We start from the raw sequence: 18,871 nt of genomic DNA, 5'->3' as shown, positions 1-18,871 counted from the left end.
CAGTACTGTCTGCAGCTTTTGATGTGAACTTGGTTCACTTTATCTCCAATCTCAAACTGTCTCCCAGACAGTTTGAGCGAGTACTAAAAGCAAATAAAAAGACTATAACTTACAATAGTTTATTTTTTTCTAATACAGCCCTCGTTTCAGGCTGCTCTGGCTGACCAAACTGGGCAACCATACGCTCAGACCAGGTTTCTGTCTGACGAACTCCTGCATAGTCTGACTGAACTTGGTCGTAGGCTTGGATTACTTCCACGCCTTGCTCCACATATTCTTCCTGAAAGACAATGGTTTCACTTGCCAAACGTGGTTTGACAGGATGGTTTTGGGCTGGTCGACCCAGGGCAATGCAGAAAATTGGATAGGTATAATCTGGCAAGTTGAACAGCTCTGCTATTGCCAAGGCCTTATGGCGAATCATACCGATAAATACGCCACCGTAACCTAAGCTTTCCGCTGCCAAGAGGGCGTTTTGCCCTGCTAGGCTCGCATCAACAGAAGAAATCAGGAGATTCTCTGTTCCTTTGGCATCAAAGTCTGAACCATGGAGTTGAGCCGCCTTGCTGGCACGATTATGGTCGCCCACAAAAACCAGAATGGCCTGAGCCTGTAAAATAGCTGGCTGGGGCACCAAATCATAGAGAGCCTGTTTTTTCTCCTCCGACTGCACCACAATGATGGAATAAGACTGGAAATTCTTCCAACTAGACGCAGCTCGCCCAGCTGATATAATAGCTTGCAAATGTTCCGCCTCAATGGGCTCTTCCGTAAAACGACGGACGGAAGTATGGTTCAGCATCAAATCAATGGTTTCATTCATCGGCGGTTATTTCCTTTCAAATGCAAATCGCGAGCCAGATAGCGAATCCGCTCCATTACCCGTTTGGCCTGCCAGGTCTCATCACCAGACTTACCAGAGGCGAAATGACGCTCCAAATCATCAAAGGAGAAATTGGAGGTAAAGAAGGTCGGCAGATTTTCCTGCATGCGGTATTGTAGAATGACCTGCAGCACATCGTCACGCACCCAAGGACTATGTTGCTCCGCTCCGATGTCATCTAGCACCAAGACCTGAGCCATCTTGATTTCATCAATTCGCTCCTTGACAGAACCATCTTTGATGGCATTTTTTATGTCTACCACAAAGGTTGGATAATGGAGCATGGTGGTTGATTGAAGATGGGTCTTGGACAAGAGATTGGCTAAATAAGCCATCAAATAACTTTTTCCAATACCGAAATTGCCATAGATGTAGAGGCCTTTTGGTTTTTCCTCAAATCGTTTGACAAAATCTGCAATAGCCAGCATGACTTCCACACGATTTTCATCACTCTTATCAATATCCGCCACTGTTACATTCTTCAAACTCGCCGGCATATTGATGAGCTGGATACGGTTCTTGATAGCTTCCAAACGACGGTATTCGACCAATTCCTCTGTTTCAAGATAGGAAACATCCGCATAGCCCTCGTTCATGACTAAAACAGGTTGATACCCCTTGGCAATATAGGATTCATCCTGCTTGACAAAGAGGTCACGCTGACTGATATATTCCAAAAACTTAGAAATGGAGAGTGTGATTTCCTGCTGGGTCAAACCTTCTTTTTTGATAAAAGCAGCGACTTCAGGATCACTCACTATCTCCTGATAGAGTTGCTGATAAGATTTTGGACTTGGATTGGTTGTTTGCGACAACCTGTCTTGAACTGATTTCATCAGCTACCTCCTTTGTTTTCCATTTCTTCTAATTCACGATAAAGAGCCGCCAGCTTAGCTTGACCTTCCTGCGTTTGTCCTTGCTGAACCTCTTCCTTACTCCACTCAGGCACATTGCTTTTCTGTGGCTGACTCGGCTTGGTGACAGCTTGACCTGTCTTCAACTCTCTTAGGTAAAGAACAGCTGCCTCTGCACTGCCAATTCCCTTGTAGGAAAAATCATTGCCCAGCTTCATAGCGTATTTTTCATTTAGATTGGCTGAGTCCACCTTGTTAAAGGTATAGAGGACCAAGACATTGATAACTTCGTCAAGCAGACCCAAATTGGCCAAATCCGTCAAGCATTTTCGTTCTGTTCCTGTCACGGCTGCCTTCCGTTGCTCCTTGATAAAGGACAGGAAGGTTAGGCTGGATTTTGCTTTTGCTTCACGAACAATGGCTTGTTCTTGGGCAGTGAGATTGGTGCTTTCTGTTGGCAATGACTGACGTGACTGCTGCAAGCGTTTGGTCGAGATCGTCTGTCCAATAGCTGTTGCTTTAGCCTGCCGATAGGTTTCCAACCAGGTCCACCCTGCCTGCTCTGCTATGTAACTAAGCGCAATAATATCCTCAGCTTCATCCTGAAAAAGAAGCTTATCTTTAGCCATTAATGCCTTGAAGGCAGACCAGTCAAAATCATGTTTCGGTTCAAAAACAACTGGAACCTGCCCATCCATAGTAAAGACCTGAGAAAAGGTTTTGGAAATATTTTGTTCCTGATTGGGTAGGTGAACAAGCAGATTCTCCATGCTTGACTCCCCAATCTTTCTTGCCAACAAGTTCTTATACAAGGGTTTCGCTAGAAAACATTTTACGGTCAGAGGGGCTTGTAGCGCCAAACCTGTTAATTCATCTGCACGATAGAGTTCTAGGAGCCCCATGGCAGTCAGAACATCCAGAGCCTTCTCCAAACGATTCATCCCAAAATCCATGTGATTGAGAATGACAGTCCATTTGTAACGGCCTTGCCCTTGATCGGCAAAACTATAAAAGTAATAATAAAGCGCTAATGCATCAAAACCGATAATCGGCTGGTAGCATTGGCTAAGACTGACAATATCAGGTGTAAACGGGTTGATTTTTATATAGGCAAATAAATCATTTGGTTTCATCTTTTTTTCCCGGTTTTACCTTACTTCCTTTGGAAATCATCTGCTTAAGCAAATTTTCTAGCTCTCCAACATCTTTGAAAGAACGATAAACCGATGCAAAACGCACATAGGTGATTTCATCCAATTCGACCAATTCTTCCATTACTAAATTCCCAATGACATCGGATTCTATTTCACTATCACCTTGTGCTCGAACTTTCTGTTCAATCCGATTCACCACTTCATCAATATCATCGGTTGATACAGGACGTTTTTGAGCAGATCGAATAATCCCATTGAAGATTTTCTCCCGTGAAAACTGCTCTCGCGTTCCGTCTTTTTTGACAACCACAAGGGTCTTCTCTTCAATCCGTTCATAGGTAGTAAAACGCTGACCACATTGATCACAGGAACGGCGACGACGAATGGTATTGCCATCTTCAGCCTGACGACTATCAATGACACTTGATTTCAAACTCTGACATTTTGGACAACGCATACTCTTTCTCCTACATTAACTTTATCACTTCAGTATAGCATAAAATTAACAAAAATAAAAGAAAGCGAGAATTACTCACTTTCCATCAACAATTCATCCTGTTTTTTCAATCGACTGGCAACCCATTCACGAACCAGGCGGTAGACAACTGCAAAAATTGGGGTAAAGAAGACCATACCAAGTAGGCCAAACAGATTTCCACCAATCAAGGCTGCCGCAAGGGTAAACAAGGTCGGAAGACCAACTGATTGACCAACCACGCGCGGATAAATCACATTCCCCTCAATCAACTGAAGAATCTGGAAAAGGACAATAGACCAGAGTGCCAGGAGTGGATTTTGAACCGCCACAAACAAGGCACTAATCAGACAGGCTGTAAAGGGGCCAATGTAAGGAACGAATGATAAGACACCCGCTAAAATCCCCGCCATGCTGGCATAAGGAATACCAGATAGGGAGTAACTGACAAAAACCAAGGTTCCAATGATACAGGCTTCCACAATCTGACTCATCAGGAATTTATCATAGGTATCGATAATCACTTCACCGATGTAGCTGATAACCCTTACCACTTTCGCAGGCAAGGTAGCTTGAAGGAATTGCCTTGTCATAGACTGCAAATGTTCCTTGCTTCCTAGAATTGCTAAGGTGAAGAAGAAGGCCATAACAAGCGTCATAGTATTTGAAAAAATTCCAGTGACATTTGACACCAAACCAGACAAGATTGGAGTTACCAGATTGGAAATAAAGGTAAGATTTTTTAATTGGTCTAACATTCCTGCAATTTGATCCCCAACCTGACCGGTCAAGAGACCATTTTCTTCTAGGAAACTTGTCAAGGCATTGACTGATTTAGGAATAGCCGTACTGCTGACCGTTACCAATTGTGAAACAGTTGTCATCAAAGTCGGCAATACAATTAATACAAGTCCTGTTACAATAAGCAAGAAACCAATCAATACCCCAACAATTGCCAATGAGCGTTTTGATTTTTTTAGAAAGGATACCTTTTCCAACTGGTCCTCAATTTTTTTCATCGGCACATTTAATATAAAGGCAATTATTGCTCCAATAAACAAGGAATTCATACTACCAAGTAAGACACCTATAGCCCCATAGATACTCGACCAATTGAGAACCGCTAAAAGCGTTGCTCCCGCCAGTAAAATCAAAAGAACTTTTTCTTTAAATGCTTTGTTCATTTTATCTCCGAAAAATTTTATGATTGGTTTCCAGTTTATCACAGGAATACAAAAAGGAGACTGGGCAAAAGCCCAGGACCACTACTCAGAGTTCGTGTCAACATCTCAGCGCAGTGGTTGATTGGCAGATTTGTTCGTGTTTTTCACTCCAAATCTGACCATTACGACTGTTGCGAACAAAGTTCGCTTTATCTCCAACCTCAAACTGTCTCCCAGACAGTTTGAGCTGTGCGGAGTGGGAGTAAAATAGTCCAGTGGACTATTTTAGCCCGAACCTGCATATTTGGAAGTGAGGGGAACTCTTTTTGACCTAGTCGAGTTCTTTCCCACTCCCTTTTAATCTCTCATCGCGTATCCAACACCGCGAACGGTTTTAATATAGGAAGACTTCCCTGGTAAATCCAATTTCCCACGTAGATAGCGTATATATACGTCAACAACATTTGTTTCAGAAGCCGCCTCATATTTCCAAACGCGTTCAAGTAATTGCTCACGACTAACAGGTTCTGGGCTGTTCATCAATGTTGCCAGAAGGTCATATTCTCTCCTGGTCAAATTAATCAACTCATCTCCACGAGTGACTGTTCGATTCTGAAAATCAATCGTTAAATCTCGGTAGGCTGCATGAAGTCGGACTTGTTTGCAATTATTGTCAATAAAGTCTCTACCACGAAAAATAGAGGAAATCTGCTCAACCAATTCACTAATGACAAAAGGTTTTACAACATAAGAAACTGCATAGGAGAGTACTTCTTCACCATACCGAGTGACATCCTCAGAATCAATCGCAACGATGATAACACTGGCCGGCTTAATAGACAATAACTCTCTAGATAAGTCTTTGCTGGACATATCAGAAAGCTGAAAACTCATCAAAATCAAATCAAAATCAGTTTCATGAGCTAGCTGAATAGCCTCCTCACCTGTTGAGGCATAATCTACCAAATAGTCGTGTTTCTGTAACTCCATAGAAACAAAATGCGAAAGATTTCGTTCTCTTCCTGCGATTAAAATTTTCTTAGCCATTATCTCTTTCATTATTCTCTCTATCAATCGGAATGGCAAGCAACAAATTAGAAAGAAGGGCGCTCACACGCCCATCCTTTTTATTTTGATTCGCTATACCAATCGTAGTGGAAGACACCTTCTTTGTCTTTACGGTTATAAGTGTGAGCACCGAAGTAGTCACGTTGTGCTTGGATTAAGTTAGCTGGCAAGTTTTCTGCACGGTAGCTATCGAAGTAGGTAATAGCCGCAGAGAAGGTTGGAACAGGCACACCAGCCTGAACAGCCAAGCTTACGACATCACGAACAGCTTGTTGGTATTTAGCTGTGATATCAAGGAAATATTCATCCAAGAGCAAGTTTGCCAAGTCTTCATCACGTCCATAAGCATCTGTAATCTTTTGCAAGAAACGAGCACGGATGATACAACCTGCACGCCAGATTTTAGCGATTTCGCCAAATGGCAAGTTCCAGTTGTTTTCTTTAGATGCTACGCGCAATTGTGCAAAACCTTGTGCGTAAGACATGATTTTTGAGAAGTAAAGGGCCTGACGAATTTTTTCCACCAATTCAGCCTTGTCGCCTTGGTAGGCAAACGGAGCTGGTTTTGGAAGGACCTTGCTTGCTGCCACACGCTCATCTTTGTAAGTAGAGATGTAACGAGCAAATACAGATTCTGTAATTAGTGACAATGGCACACCCAAATCAAGTGATGATTGGCTTGTCCATTTACCAGTACCCTTGTTACCAGCAGCGTCCATGATGTAGTCAACAATTGGACCATCTTGACCTTGGTCATCCTTGCGTTTCAAGATGTCCGCTGTGATTTCAATCAAGTAGCTATCCAATTCGCCTTGGTTCCACTCAGTAAAGATGTCAGCCATTTCATCTACTGACAAGCCAAGCAAGTGTTGCATGAGGTCATAAGACTCCGCAATCAACTGCATATCGCCATACTCGATACCGTTGTGAACCATTTTTACATAGTGACCAGCTCCATCTGGACCGATATAAGTCACACATGGTGCTCCATCTTCTGGTGCTTTTGCTGAAATCTCTTCCAAGACATCTGCCACCAATTCGTAGGCTTCTTTTTGACCACCAGGCATGATAGATGGGCCTTCAAGGGCTCCTTTTTCACCACCAGATACACCTGTACCGATGAAGTTGATACCTGAGTTTGCCAATTCTTTTGAACGACGGATAGTGTCTTCGTAGAAGGTATTTCCACCGTCAATCAAGATGTCCCCTTCATCCAAGTGTGGCAAAAGAGCTTGAATGGTTGCATCTGTACCAGGACCAGCTTGAACCATAAGCATGATACGGCGTGGTTTTTCAATAGAAGCTACAAAGCTTTCTACATCGTAACTTGGGACCAAGTTTTTACCTGGGTTGCTTGCTACAACGTCTTCTGTCTTATCAGCAGAACGGTTGTAAATGGCTACTGTGTAACCACGTGATTCTACGTTAAGTGCCAAGTTGCGACCCATTACGGCCATCCCTACAACACCAAAATTTGCTTTCGTCATTTGTTCGTACTCCTCTAATTTGTATCTCTTTCATTATACACTGAATGGCGAATATTGACAAGAATTTTCAGATAATTCAACCATTCAAACTATTCTTCGCTATCAAACAAGCCCTGCAATTGTGCAAATGGACTATTGGCTTCTTTTTTCTCTTGCGCTTTTTGTTGGAAATCTTCCTCTGTCATCAAAGCCCAAGCTTGACCCGAAGGCAGGTCAGTGCCAGCTTCTTCTTCAGGTGTCAAAACCTTGATTGGAATGGCTAAAAGAATATTGTCCGCCACACTTTCCTCAAGGACAATGTGATCATCTTCTACCACCAAGACCATATCTTCATCGATTAAATCCTGTTCCTTGAGAACTGCCTCATTGGCTACAAAAAGTTCATTGACTTCTTGAACCTCATGCATGAGGACTGGTTGCAAGGAACGGCTGGAAGCCAAGGTAATATCGTAGCTCATCTGGTAGTCCAAGAAAAAGAAACCAGATTCAAAACGGACATTTCCAGCTACATGGACTGGTGATAGTCCTAAAACTTCACCATTTCGAGCCTGCAATTCTTCCTGTAAATCCAAGGTTTTCTCAAAAGAAATTCCATCTGGATTTTTCTGAATATCGTAAATATGAAACATTGAATTCCCCTATTCAGCTAGTTCTGTGATGTAGTTGTAGACTTCTTGTCCAGCAACTGCTCCATTTCCCACAGCAGTCGCAATCTGACGGAGTTGATTTTGACGGATGTCGCCGATGGCATAAATACCAGGCTTGCTGGTTTCCATCTTTTCATCCGTGATAATCCAGCCAGCCTCATCCGTAATACCCAAATCGGCAACCGAATCCGTCATCGGATCCAAACCAACATAGATAAAGACACCACCGAAGTCCACTTCGCTGACTTCCTCTGTTTTCACATTTTTGATAACCACGCTTTGAACCCGTAGGTCATCGCCCTTGATTTCGTCCACTACGCTATCCCAGATGAAGTTAATTTTTTCATTGGCAAATGCACGGTCTTGGATAACTTTTTGAGCACGGAGCTGGTCACGGCGATGAACAATTGTCACGGTTTCAGCAAACTGTGTCAAGAAAAGGGCTTCTTCGACCGCAGAATCACCTCCGCCAACTACCAAGAGCTTCTGACCACGGAAGAAGGCACCGTCACAGACTGCACAGTAGGAAACACCTCGGCTATTGTAGGTATCCTCACCCGGAACACCTAATAAGCGGTGTTTAGCCCCCATAGCTAGAATGACAGTTTTGGTTTCCAAAACACCGTCTTCTGTAATAACTTTCTTGATTGGTCCATCTTCTTCGATACGCACCAAGGTGCCAAAAATGTGATCTACTCCGAATTTTTCCAGAGGTTCAAACATTTTCTCTGCCAAGGCTGGACCAGAAATATGGTCATAGCCTGGATAGTTTTCGATTTCAGCAGTATTGTTCATCTGGCCGCCGTAAATACCACGTTCCAGAAGAGCTACTTTTAGATTGCTTCGTCCTGCGTAGAGGGCAGCAGTCATCCCTGCAGGACCTGCTCCAACAACAATTGTATCGTACATATCTTTTCCTTCTATGCTTTAAACATTAACAAAATCCCCATGACCCCAAAAGCAAGAATTGGGATGGTCATGACGTTGATCATCAACAAATCAAATATAAAATCCTGGCGCTCTTGCGGCGTTCGATCAACTTTTTTACCTGCTCTTACAGCAAAATAAATCAAGCTAGATAGAATAGCCAGCAGGGCTGCAACCAAAAGCCCCTGCAAATAAAAACTGAGAATATTTTGTAACATGGTCTTTTCCAATCCTCCTAGAAGGTTTGGCGTTTGGCCTTGCGCTCTGCACGCCCCTTGGCACGCGCTTCCACACGTTTGGTCTTGCGGCGCTTCTCATCAACAGCCCATTGGATTTTCTTCTTGTAGCCTGGCTTGACTTTTTTCTTTTTCTTCTTCACCAAGCCAATCATTTCCAAGTCCAGTTTTTCACGAGATTTTTCTCGGTTGACACGGCGGTCACGGTCGTAGGTATCAACAAACTCCCCATTCTTCATTTCTTTTGGCAAGAATTTGATGTTGAGTTTTTCTAACTCGCGAATGTCCGCATCATCACTCGGCTGATAGAGGGTAATGGCAATACCTGACAAGCCATTTCGACCTGTACGACCCACACGGTGGACAAAGAAGGAAAGGTCCTGAGGAATGGCATCGTTGATGACATGGCTAACACCTTCGATATCAATCCCACGCGCTGCCAAGTCTGTTGCTACGATGTACTGATAATCCAAATTTTTCACCTGGTTCATGATCCGCTTGCGTTCACGCGGTGGAATGTCCCCATGAATTTTTGCAACCCGCAAACCATTAGCAGTTAAGTAACTGTGCAATTCATCTGCACGGGTCTTTGTATTAACAAAAATCATAGCCAAATATGGCTGCATGAGCTTGGTCGCTTCCAAAATCTGCGCATTGCGATCACGGCCCTTGGTTGAAATCAGCCAATTTTCAATGGTATCTGAAATGACCGTCTGGGTCTTGATTTGTTCCATGACTGGATTTGACAAATACTTTTTCAAAAACGGTTGCAGTTTCTGCGGAATGGTGGCTGAAAAGACCATAAATTGTAAATCTTTTGGCAGACTTCCGGCAATCTTATCAACCGTTTCCAAAAAGCCCATGTCCAAGGTCATATCCGCCTCATCCACCACAAAGGTTTTAGCCTTGTGAATGGCCAGGTCACCTGATTTAACCAAGTCATAAATACGACCTGGTGTCCCAACAACAATATGTGGCTGACCAGTTTGAAGTTTGTCAATCTGACGGTTTTTATCTGTACCACCAACATAATTGGTCACACGAACTTCGATGTCCGAATGACTAGCCAACTGGCGTGCTGCTTGATAAATCTGGGTCGCCAATTCACGTGATGGAGCTGTAATAACTGCTTGAACCTGGTCTAATTCCTCATTTAGCTTTTGGAAGATGGGAATTAAGAAGGTATGGGTCTTTCCTGAGCCTGTTTTTGACTCTCCAATCAAGTCACGACCAGACAAGACGATTGGGATTAGTTTTTCCTGAACCTCTGTCGGCTGAACAAAGTTAATTTCTTTCAAAGCCTCCTGAATGTAAGGCTTGAGTTTCATATCTGTAAATTTCATAGTTTCCTCTTTAGAACCCGTATTCACAAGGCAAGTATAGTCTTTTAGCTTACTTTTAGTACTAGTCAACGAACCGCAGGCATAACTGGAGTTAGGCAAGGCGAGTTAAAAAGAAAAACTAAATGACGATACCAACAATGGATACTGGTTCTTCATTATACTGCCTTCTATTATAGCACGATTTAGGTTGACAAGCAAAAAGGACGGATGCCCGCCCTCATTAGCTCTCACTTACTTCCGTAAATTCTGCCTCGATAATCCCTAGTTCTTTTTCCTCTGCCAAACTAGCCTTGAAGGCTTCGCTGAGTTCTAGTTCGCTATCGAAATCACCCTTTAATTTTTTTACAAAGGTATCAGCTAGCAAACCACCCATTGGTTGGAAAGTAAAATAGGTCAAACCACCTGAAATCAGTCCACCCAAAATAGGGACCGCATTGGCAATGGTTTTCTCCACAGTCTTTTTGGTAATCTTAACACCAATCACTGCAGCAACCTTTCTCACCAAGGGATACCAAGTCGTTTTGGTCAGAGCCTGCATGGCTACTTTCTTACCAACATTTGCCCCAACTGTTTTGGATACTTTATTTAGAAGCACTGCTGAACCACCTGCTCCAAACATGACACCGATGTAGGCAATAATACGGATTTGAACCTCTTCTGGAATTTCCTTTCCTTGACCAACAAACAACTCATCTTCTCCAAAAAGATAAGCAATTTGCTGCGATAAATTCAAGGCAAAGCCAAAATACTGAGCAATATCTGCTGTCCCAGCTGCTATGGCAGTAAAAGGATTGCCCGGCAAGCCTGCTGCAAAGGATAAAAGCGAGGTCTTGGTTGTCATATCATTGATGATTTTATCGGCCTCTTTGCGTAGGGCTTCGAGGCTATAAACCGCTGTTGGCCCATCCGCTAAAATCTTGTCCAAATAGGGACTATCCTTAAACCGAGTTTTCAAAAATTCTTCCCTGTTGACTTTAACCATCGGAAGCTGACTAGCTGCCGTCATGGTCTGGAGCACGACCCCATAAAGCTGTTCTTGATTTAACTGTTCCATAATTATCCTCCGCCTATTCCACTTCTCTTTATTCTACATCTCATCGACCATTTTTGTCAAGGTAAAAATAAAACAGCATTTCTGCTGTTTCTGAAATTCTATAGATAAAGAATGACCAAGGTAATCAGGCTCATGACAAGACCAACTGACCAAAGGAAGAAGTCAACCTGCCACTCGCTCCATTTTTCAGACTTACCTGTCAAACCACCTAATTCCAAATGATGATGGAAAGGTGTCATACGGAAGATACGACGACCTTCTCCAAAACGTTTTTTAGTGTATTTGAAATATGAAACTTGTAACATAACGGATGATGTTTCGATAACATAGACCAAACCGATTAGGAGGAGGGTCCATTCTTGACGAAGCGCAATGGAAATGGTTGCCAACATCCCACCGAGTGCCAGACTTCCCACATCTCCCATGAAGATCTTGGCTGGTTTACGGTTGTAGACAAAGAAACCAAGCAAGCCACCGATCATGGTCACACAGACCAAGAGAATATCAAACTTCTGCTCCTGGTAAGCAATAACAGAATAGGCCAGCAAACTGATTGTCACAGAAATAGAAGCCAATCCATCAATCCCATCTGTCAGATTGACCGCGTTTGAAAAACCAACCAACCAGAATAGAACAAATGGTAAATAGAGTACCCCAAGATTGATAATGTGGCCAAAGACATTGAGCTCACCACCACCAGCACCTTTGACATGGACAAAATAGAAAACAAGACCACCCAGGATTTGTAGGGCTAGCTTTTGCTTAGGATTAAGTCCTTCATTGATTTTGCGGAAGATTTTCAAGAAATCATCCAAAAATCCGACCAAGCCATAGAGAGCCAAAATGAAAAGAATAGCCAAGACACCACCTGTCAGCATTTTCAGGCTAGCTGCAAAAATAAAACTAACAAGGACAGCAACAACTAGGAAGACTGTACCCCCCATGGTAGGAGTTCCGGCCTTGAACTGGTGTTGCTTGACATCTTCGTGCATCTGTTGCCCTTCGATGCGCTTGGCTTGATAAAAGGTAATAAATCGTGGTATCAGGATTACCGTTGCTAAAAATGCAACCAATCCCGACATAAGTGCAAACTGCATATTATTCTCCTAACGTAACTGTTAATTTCTTGGTTTTATTCAACTTGGTCCCCACTTCTACGCTCTGCTTCACAACCTTGGAACCAGACCCCTCATAGGTCACTTCAATACCTGTCCATTCAGCTAGTAGATCCATATTCTCCTTGGTCACCGCATACAAGTCTGGCATTTCTTCCAATTTATTCGTCAATAAGAGAACCTGTTGATTAGGGGCTACTAAGCTACCTTTTTCCAAAGAAACCTTCTTAATCTCAGCACCTTTGCCTAAAATAACTGGTTGAACCAGATAGCGACGAAGCTCCTCAGCCGACTCACCAGGTGCCTTACCAATTAGATCTGGCAATGTGTAGTCCGTTTCTTTTCCAACAGAAGCTAGGGACGGAGCTGGAGCATCTATGTTCAAGCTATCCTTCAATAACATCGCTTCTTTTAAGGTCGGACTAATAATACTATCCCAAGAGAGAACACTCAATACTTCTGGTTGTCGAATCGTAACATACATGATAAATTCTGGATCTTCTGCGGGAATCATTGCTACAACTGAGTTAATGTATGCACCCTTAATATAACCTTGACCATCCTCACCTGCGATTTCGGCTGAACCTGATTTCATCGCAATATCATAGCCTTCAACCTGAATAGCCGGTCCTTGTAAATCGTGAGAATATAAGGTACCAAAGACTGGGTCCGTTCCAACATTTATCATATACCCTAAGGTAGCATCTGCCGCCTGTTCAGAAACTGGATTTCCAACTTCTTCTTTTGAAGAAAGTCTAGCTGAATCTGTATTCGGATTATAAAGGGCTGAAATAAATTTTGGCTCTAACATGATACCATTATTAGCAATTGCCGAAAAACTACGAAGCATTTGAGCTTGGTTAGCCGAAATACCATGACCAAAAGTTGACATTGCGATTGTGACAATATTGTCTTCAGGTACCAAACCAGGTTCCTCATCCCCCATACCAAATCGTGTTGGGTAACCATAGCGAAATTTAGCAAGATAATTTAGCCATTTTTCATCCCCCATTTCTTGTAGTAACAAAGTCATTCCGACGTTACTTGAGAGTGAAAAACCCTGAGCAAAATTTAACGTAACAGCTGATTGGCCAGCGTTTAAAGTCCAGTCATTGATTTTTGCGTCTGCAATCACATACTCGTTATTGGTATAGTAGGCATTTGGGTCAAAGGTTCCATTGTCAATAGCTGATGCGACAGTCAAAACCTTCATGGTAGAACCTGGTTCAAAGGCCTCTTGGTAGAGGAGGGAACGCTCTAGAACCCCCTCTTGTCCCAAGCCTTCCTTGGTATCTGAGTCATAACTTGGACGTTGTGTCGTTGCTAAAATCTCCCCAGTCCTAGCTGAGATCAGAGTAGCATTGGCGTAGCGCCCCTTGGCAGTATTAAAGAAGGTATCCATGTTGGTTTCTAAGGACCGCTGCAGGTCTGCAGAAATCGTCGTATAGACATCCTGACCATTGATAGTTTCTTCTTTAACTGTTTCTGTTCCTGGCAGCACACGTCCCTGACTGTCCTTTTCATAAACAACCTTGCCATCTTGACCAGCGAGGATGCTGTTCAAATAATACTCCATCCCACTTACACCCTGTAAACTATAACTGCCATCTTTGTTTTCAACTGGGTTCGCTAACCCGACAAAAATTGAGGCAAAATTTCCATTTGGATACATTCGTCCTGGACTGGCATTAAAGGCAATCCCCTTTATACCCGCGGTCTTCATCTCCTCTTGGATACTAGACATTGTACTGTAAGAAATATTCTTCCCTAGTGTACCAAAATAGACTTGTTTTAATTCTGGTTGATTTAATTGCTGATTGACATAGTCTGTCTCCATACCAAGGTACTTATTTAGTATTTCTGCAACCTTGCTAAATTGTGTTGCTTCAACATACAAGACTTCTTTAAATTCTGAAACATAATCTGTGTCTATAATTGCATAGATTGTGTAGGTGGTAGAATCTTCTGCAATTGGAATTCCGGTTCGATCATAAATTGTACCACGTCTCGCTTGTACAGTCACTTCTTGTTGATGAACAGCATCTGCCCTCTCAGAAAGCGACACACCTGCTTTACTATCCGTTCCAATAATGAGCGCAAAATTACTCAAAAAAAGAAAAAAGATGAAAACCGTCAAGAGTAGTAGATTCTGCCCTACTTTCTGACGATTTTTTGTTGGAACATATCTTCTTCGTAAAACATACCTCAAAAGTCGATTGTTTCTTCTAGACATTACTCTGCTACTCCAATATTGTCATTATTAAATGTTAATCCTACTTTTTCAGCTATTTCCATTAATCGAGCAGATCTTGTTAGCTCATTTTTTGCCTGCTTTGAGTCATTCAGTTCTACTTGTTTTTGGTTAATGTCTTGATTCACTTTCGCCAAGTCTGATTGAACTTGCAAAAGTCTCGCCTGCATAAAAATAATACCAACAGCCAATGCCAGACCTGAAATTACAATACTAGAATAGAAGGCTCTTTCAACACGAGTAAATGTCTTGATTTTGTCACCAATTACTCGCATGGTTGCTTCTCTACGTTTCTCTTGTACCATAAATCCTTCTCCTATTTATGTACCTTCTTAGCTACACGCAATTTAGCTGAATGTGCTCTGTTATTAGTCTCCAACTCCTCCTGACTCGGCAAAATTGGTTTACGATTGACCAATTCAAGAGGTGCCTTCAAGTCTTCTGGGATAAAAGGCAAACCTTTTGGAACATCAATCGTACTGGCTTCCTTAAAGAGCTGTTTGGTCAAACGATCTTCTAAAGAATGGAAGGTAATGACGGAAATGCGCCCCCCCACTGCCAGTAAGTCAATAGCCTGTTGGATAGACTCATCCGCCGCGCCCAATTCATCATTGACTTCAATCCGAATGGCCTGGAAAATCTGCTTAGCAGGGTGCCCCTTCTTCTTAAGTTCCTTGGCTGGCTTGGCAGATTTGATCAGTTCTGCCAACTCAGTCGTTGTTTCAATAGGTTTGATAGCACGCGCCTGTTCAATCTTACGAGCAATCTGCTTGGAAAATTTATCCTCACCGTATTTAAAGAAAATCCGCACCAAGTCTTGATAGTCATAGGTATTGACCACATCATAAGCCGTCAAATGTCCATCACGGTTCATCCGCATATCAAGCGGAGCATCTTGTTTGTAAGAAAAGCCACGCTCCCGCTCATCCAACTGTGGACTAGATACTCCTAAATCATAACAAATCCCATCAATCTCTGTTACACCCAGCTCTGCCAAGCGAGTCTTGAGATTGCGAAAATTGTCCTTGATGAAGGTCACTTGTCCCTTTTCAATGTAGGATGCCAAGCGAATATGGGCATGATCAATAGCAGTCTGATCCTGATCAAAGGCATAAAGATGCCCCCCATCCGTCAACTGACTAAGCAGATACTCACTATGCCCTGCTCCACCCAGCGTTGCATCTACATAAATTCCATTTGGTTTGATGTCTAACATATCGACTGTCTCATGCAAGAGAACAGTTGTGTGATTAAATTCCTTGGTCATATCTTTTCTATTGTACCACAAATTAAAATAAAAAGTTGTTGCAAACTTTTTACAAAAAAACTGTCAAATATAGTTGACAACTTATATGAACAGGTATATACTAACAGTAAAGAAACATGTCACATATAGTTGACATCAACAGGGAGGGTTCCCACATTTTTTTACACTAGTATGTCAGATATAATTGACAATCATTTAAAAGGATAGCCAACCTATCCTCTCATTTTTAACCAAATATGTCATATATAATTGACATGGAAAGGAGGGCACATGAACCGTGTCAAAGACTACCGCCTACTGCTCGGTATTTCCCAACTAGATTTGGCCAAGGCCATCGGCGTATCCAGGCAGACAATCAACATGATTGAAAACAACAAATACAACCCCTCGCTAGACCTCTGTATCAACCTAGCCAAAGCTTTACAGACCGATCTCAACAGCCTCTTTTGGAATGAATAGAAAGGAAAATATCATGAAAAAGAATACACGCAAAAACCTGATTTCTACCCTTATTTTTATCCCGCTCTTTGTCCTCTTTCAGCTTTGGGGCAATAGCAGAGCGGACATCTTGCAGATCATCAGCCATGTGAAGTTCTGGGTGCAACTGCTGATTGCTGGAACAGTCTACTTTCTTGGACTAGCTTACCTGCCACTCATTTTCCGTCGTAAGTAAATAGGAGTATCGTATGAAAAAGGAAACCTTTCAAGATAAATTGATTAAACGCTTTTACGGTATAGCTGGTCCCCTTGATGAATACCGCAAACAAGAAGCCTTCCGACTAGGCAATACCTGCTTTATCCTGCTCTTTTGGGGCACCATGGCTCTTACCCTGCTGGCACTCACTCTATCCAAACGCTACCCAGAAGTCGTTGCCTATGGCTACCCCGTTGCTCTGCTCCTATCCTACCTATCTGCTAGTACCTACATCATGTTTAAACTCCGGCACAGTCAAGTGGACAGTTTAGATGTAGAAGAACTGACTAGTAAGGAACAAAAGCAACTCAAGGGAGCAAGTATCAAATTCGCCCTCTATTTTACTACCGTTATGTACATTTGGGCTGTTGTTTTCGGTGCCTGGATGGAGGGGCTCAATCCTCTCGACCACCTATTTGACCTCCGAAAAGTCCTGTCTGCCTGTCTAGGTGGTGTTTTCACGGGCATTGCTCTTGAAATCATGTTACGCAAACGCATGAAAAAGGCAGAAAAACTAACTGTCAGCTCTGCTATTTCCAAAGAAGAACCTAAGTGGCTCCAAAATATGATACGGCACTTCTATGGTATCCGTGGTCCTTTAGACGAGTACCGACGGACCAAGGCTGATGAGATTGGGGGGATTGCCTTTATCTACCACTTCTACTTCCTTGCTCTTGGAAATGCTGTTGCCTACTTCCTAGCTATCCGCTATCCTGTGGAGGTTGCCACCTATTATCCAATGACAATTGCTCTCTTTAGCTTTATCTTGCTAGGTGTCGTTAATATGCGCACCCTCCATGCTGACCTGCCTCAATATGACATGGAAGAACTTAGCCCTGAGGAAAGACAAGGTCGGTCCCTTAACCCAATTCTTTGGGGACTGGGAGTTGCACTGCTTTCGACAATTTTTGCTGGAGTAGCAGACCTCTTTAGCCTCAATCTTCCCCTAACGGCCTCAATCTTGCATACAAAATCCCTCCTATTCGGTGGCACGATGGGTATCTTTGCTAGCATTGCCCTGTCTGCCTTTGCCTATCTGCATAAACTGGAAGCAGAAACTACTAAGAAAAAATAAGGAGCTGCCCATGAATAAACCTTTCACTCCCAAACAAACCTGTAAATTTTTTGTTCTATTTTATGGTTTATTTTCTGCCCTCTTCATCTACTCTTACATGGTCAATGAGCCGATTAGCGGTTCATTCTTGCTCATGCTACCGACCATTCAAATCATCAAATCCTATAAAACAGCCGAAGAAAAACACTACTTTATCATCCAAGCCGTCTTTGCCCTGTTTGCCATGACCTTGACCTATTCCGTAGGCATTTGGCTAGGGCATGTCAAACCACTTGCCCTCATCCTTCCTGCTGGATTTGCTCTTGCTATTCTTTATCGACTGTATTTCAAAAAGGAGGAATATAGATGAACAACTTCAACACAAAATTAGTCCTTTCCTTGTTTGTTCTCGCCTATGCGACCATTTGTGGCTTGTTTATCCACAGTTTTCTGACTGGGGACAATCCACCACTCTTTATCTTACTGTTCACTATACTTCCAATCTTGAATAGTGACTGGCAGACTAGCAGCCCAGAATCAAATGCTTTCCAAGAAGCTATCTATCTTTATCGTAAACCACTGCTCTGGTTTCTCATTGCAGGTCTTGTCCTAACCTTCTCCATTGGATTTTTCACTGGACAAATCAAACCACTCTTAGCTGGATTTTGGGGAATATTTACTCTCCTGCTCTTTAATGGACAATTGAAAAAGTAGTCTGCATCCAACATTTTACAAAGTAGGATTTTTTCTATAAAATAGATTGTATATGACATTCAAATCCATTATCAAACAACTCAAACTATTTGATTATATCTTAATCGGATTCACCCTTATTTTATCCTTTCTTCCAGCAATTTTTACCTACACACATCTGACAACAGATACAAATGAGGCAAAAACAATTGCCTATGTCCGCATCAATGGTGAGGTGGTCGACCAATTTGAATTATCAAAGGACACACCCCATCAAGAAAAGACCTACTATCCCAATGAAGGGCAATACAATATCATTGAAGTTGATGGCGAACGCATTCGAGTCAAGGAAGACAATAGCCCAGACCAAATTGCCGTTATGACCAGCTGGATTAGCCAGCCGGGTCAACTCTCCGTCTGTCTACCTCATAATCTCTTGATTGAAATCAAATCCGTCGGTGGAGAGGATACTGACGAAGAAGAACTTATTTTGCCACTATAAGAAA

The 18,871-nt window shown here is 42.6% G+C and carries 22 protein-coding genes; 6 read left to right on the top strand and 16 right to left on the bottom strand.

The features are described from left to right. Positions 1 to 109 precede the first annotated feature (109 nt). The 16 genes from F9856_RS00425 to rsmH form a co-directional block, all read right to left on the bottom strand. A complete protein-coding gene (locus F9856_RS00425; RefSeq protein ID WP_202105406.1) occupies positions 110 to 823 on the bottom strand; it encodes an NADPH-dependent oxidoreductase in 714 nt (237 codons plus the stop codon). After that, positions 820 to 1,719, bottom strand: coding sequence for a primosomal protein DnaI (gene dnaI / locus F9856_RS00420; protein WP_014636109.1), 900 nt, complete (start codon positions 1,717 to 1,719; stop codon positions 820 to 822). The genes F9856_RS00425 and dnaI overlap by 4 nt, the downstream gene beginning before the upstream one ends. Continuing rightward, complete coding sequence (locus F9856_RS00415) at positions 1,719 to 2,870, bottom strand: replication initiation/membrane attachment protein (RefSeq protein WP_202105405.1); 1,152 nt, start codon at positions 2,868 to 2,870, stop codon at positions 1,719 to 1,721. The genes dnaI and F9856_RS00415 overlap by 1 nt, the downstream gene beginning before the upstream one ends. Further along, positions 2,857 to 3,348, bottom strand: a complete 492-nt coding sequence (gene nrdR / locus F9856_RS00410; RefSeq protein ID WP_002938341.1) for a transcriptional regulator NrdR — start codon at positions 3,346 to 3,348, stop codon at positions 2,857 to 2,859. The genes F9856_RS00415 and nrdR overlap by 14 nt, the downstream gene beginning before the upstream one ends. Before the next feature lie 71 nt (positions 3,349 to 3,419). Next, positions 3,420 to 4,550 carry an AI-2E family transporter gene (locus F9856_RS00405; RefSeq protein WP_202105404.1) on the bottom strand — a complete coding sequence of 377 codons (1,131 nt, stop codon included), beginning with the start codon at positions 4,548 to 4,550 and terminating at the stop codon, positions 3,420 to 3,422. A 336-nt stretch (positions 4,551 to 4,886) separates the two neighbouring features. Further along, on the bottom strand, positions 4,887 to 5,576 hold the full coding sequence (locus tag F9856_RS00400) for a response regulator transcription factor (protein ID WP_202105422.1): 690 nt from the start codon (positions 5,574 to 5,576) through the stop codon (positions 4,887 to 4,889). A gap of 80 nt (positions 5,577 to 5,656) precedes the next feature. Then, positions 5,657 to 7,084: an NADP-dependent phosphogluconate dehydrogenase gene (gndA, locus tag F9856_RS00395; protein WP_202105403.1), complete on the bottom strand. Its 1,428-nt coding sequence runs from the start codon at positions 7,082 to 7,084 to the stop codon at positions 5,657 to 5,659. Positions 7,085 to 7,173: 89 nt separating this feature from the next. Continuing rightward, positions 7,174 to 7,713 (bottom strand): YceD family protein, encoded by a 540-nt coding sequence (locus F9856_RS00390; protein ID WP_105127860.1) that lies wholly within the window; start codon positions 7,711 to 7,713, stop codon positions 7,174 to 7,176. A 9-nt stretch (positions 7,714 to 7,722) separates the two neighbouring features. Further along, entirely contained in the window at positions 7,723 to 8,640 is a 918-nt protein-coding gene (gene trxB, locus F9856_RS00385; protein WP_202105402.1) for a thioredoxin-disulfide reductase, read from the bottom strand. An 11-nt stretch (positions 8,641 to 8,651) separates the two neighbouring features. After that, positions 8,652 to 8,876 (bottom strand): DUF4059 family protein, encoded by a 225-nt coding sequence (locus F9856_RS00380; protein WP_172028263.1) that lies wholly within the window; start codon positions 8,874 to 8,876, stop codon positions 8,652 to 8,654. Positions 8,877 to 8,893: 17 nt separating this feature from the next. After that, positions 8,894 to 10,237: a DEAD/DEAH box helicase gene (locus F9856_RS00375; protein ID WP_172090984.1), complete on the bottom strand. Its 1,344-nt coding sequence runs from the start codon at positions 10,235 to 10,237 to the stop codon at positions 8,894 to 8,896. 220 nt (positions 10,238 to 10,457) lie between these two features. Further along, complete coding sequence (locus tag F9856_RS00370) at positions 10,458 to 11,291, bottom strand: hypothetical protein (RefSeq protein WP_105125124.1); 834 nt, start codon at positions 11,289 to 11,291, stop codon at positions 10,458 to 10,460. Between the two features lie 98 nt (positions 11,292 to 11,389). Next, entirely contained in the window at positions 11,390 to 12,388 is a 999-nt protein-coding gene (gene mraY / locus F9856_RS00365) for a phospho-N-acetylmuramoyl-pentapeptide-transferase (protein ID WP_202105401.1), read from the bottom strand. Between the two features lies 1 nt (position 12,389). Next, a complete protein-coding gene (gene pbp2X / locus F9856_RS00360) occupies positions 12,390 to 14,639 on the bottom strand; it encodes a penicillin-binding protein PBP2X (protein WP_202105400.1) in 2,250 nt (749 codons plus the stop codon). After that, complete coding sequence (gene ftsL, locus F9856_RS00355) at positions 14,639 to 14,962, bottom strand: cell division protein FtsL (RefSeq protein ID WP_002942683.1); 324 nt, start codon at positions 14,960 to 14,962, stop codon at positions 14,639 to 14,641. Before ftsL ends, pbp2X begins: the two co-directional genes overlap by 1 nt. An 11-nt stretch (positions 14,963 to 14,973) precedes the next feature. Beyond that, positions 14,974 to 15,924, bottom strand: coding sequence for a 16S rRNA (cytosine(1402)-N(4))-methyltransferase RsmH (gene rsmH, locus F9856_RS00350; RefSeq protein WP_202105399.1), 951 nt, complete (start codon positions 15,922 to 15,924; stop codon positions 14,974 to 14,976). 270 nt (positions 15,925 to 16,194) lie between these two features. Here rsmH and F9856_RS00345 point away from each other — a divergent pair, with 270 nt between their 5' ends. The 6 genes from F9856_RS00345 to F9856_RS00320 are packed head-to-tail and all read left to right on the top strand — an operon-like array spanning position 16,195 to position 18,867. Next, complete coding sequence (locus tag F9856_RS00345; protein WP_002942681.1) at positions 16,195 to 16,383, top strand: helix-turn-helix transcriptional regulator; 189 nt, start codon at positions 16,195 to 16,197, stop codon at positions 16,381 to 16,383. Positions 16,384 to 16,396: 13 nt separating this feature from the next. After that, positions 16,397 to 16,597 carry a hypothetical protein gene (locus F9856_RS00340; protein ID WP_202105398.1) on the top strand — a complete coding sequence of 67 codons (201 nt, stop codon included), beginning with the start codon at positions 16,397 to 16,399 and terminating at the stop codon, positions 16,595 to 16,597. Positions 16,598 to 16,610: 13 nt separating this feature from the next. Then, positions 16,611 to 17,693: a DUF3278 domain-containing protein gene (locus tag F9856_RS00335; protein ID WP_202105397.1), complete on the top strand. Its 1,083-nt coding sequence runs from the start codon at positions 16,611 to 16,613 to the stop codon at positions 17,691 to 17,693. Positions 17,694 to 17,703: 10 nt separating this feature from the next. After that, a complete protein-coding gene (locus tag F9856_RS00330; protein WP_172003175.1) occupies positions 17,704 to 18,042 on the top strand; it encodes an MFS transporter in 339 nt (112 codons plus the stop codon). Next, a complete protein-coding gene (locus F9856_RS00325) occupies positions 18,039 to 18,386 on the top strand; it encodes a hypothetical protein (RefSeq protein ID WP_202105396.1) in 348 nt (115 codons plus the stop codon). The genes F9856_RS00330 and F9856_RS00325 overlap by 4 nt, the downstream gene beginning before the upstream one ends. 52 nt (positions 18,387 to 18,438) lie before the next feature. Further along, a complete protein-coding gene (locus tag F9856_RS00320; RefSeq protein WP_202105395.1) occupies positions 18,439 to 18,867 on the top strand; it encodes a NusG domain II-containing protein in 429 nt (142 codons plus the stop codon). Positions 18,868 to 18,871: the final 4 nt, after the last annotated feature.

The organism is Streptococcus suis, from assembly GCF_016743335.1.
In the GTDB taxonomy this organism is placed as follows: Bacteria; Bacillota; Bacilli; order Lactobacillales; family Streptococcaceae; genus Streptococcus; species Streptococcus suis_Y.
Note: the sequence above shows the minus strand (reverse complement) of the source record. Positions and strands in the feature narration are given on the sequence as shown.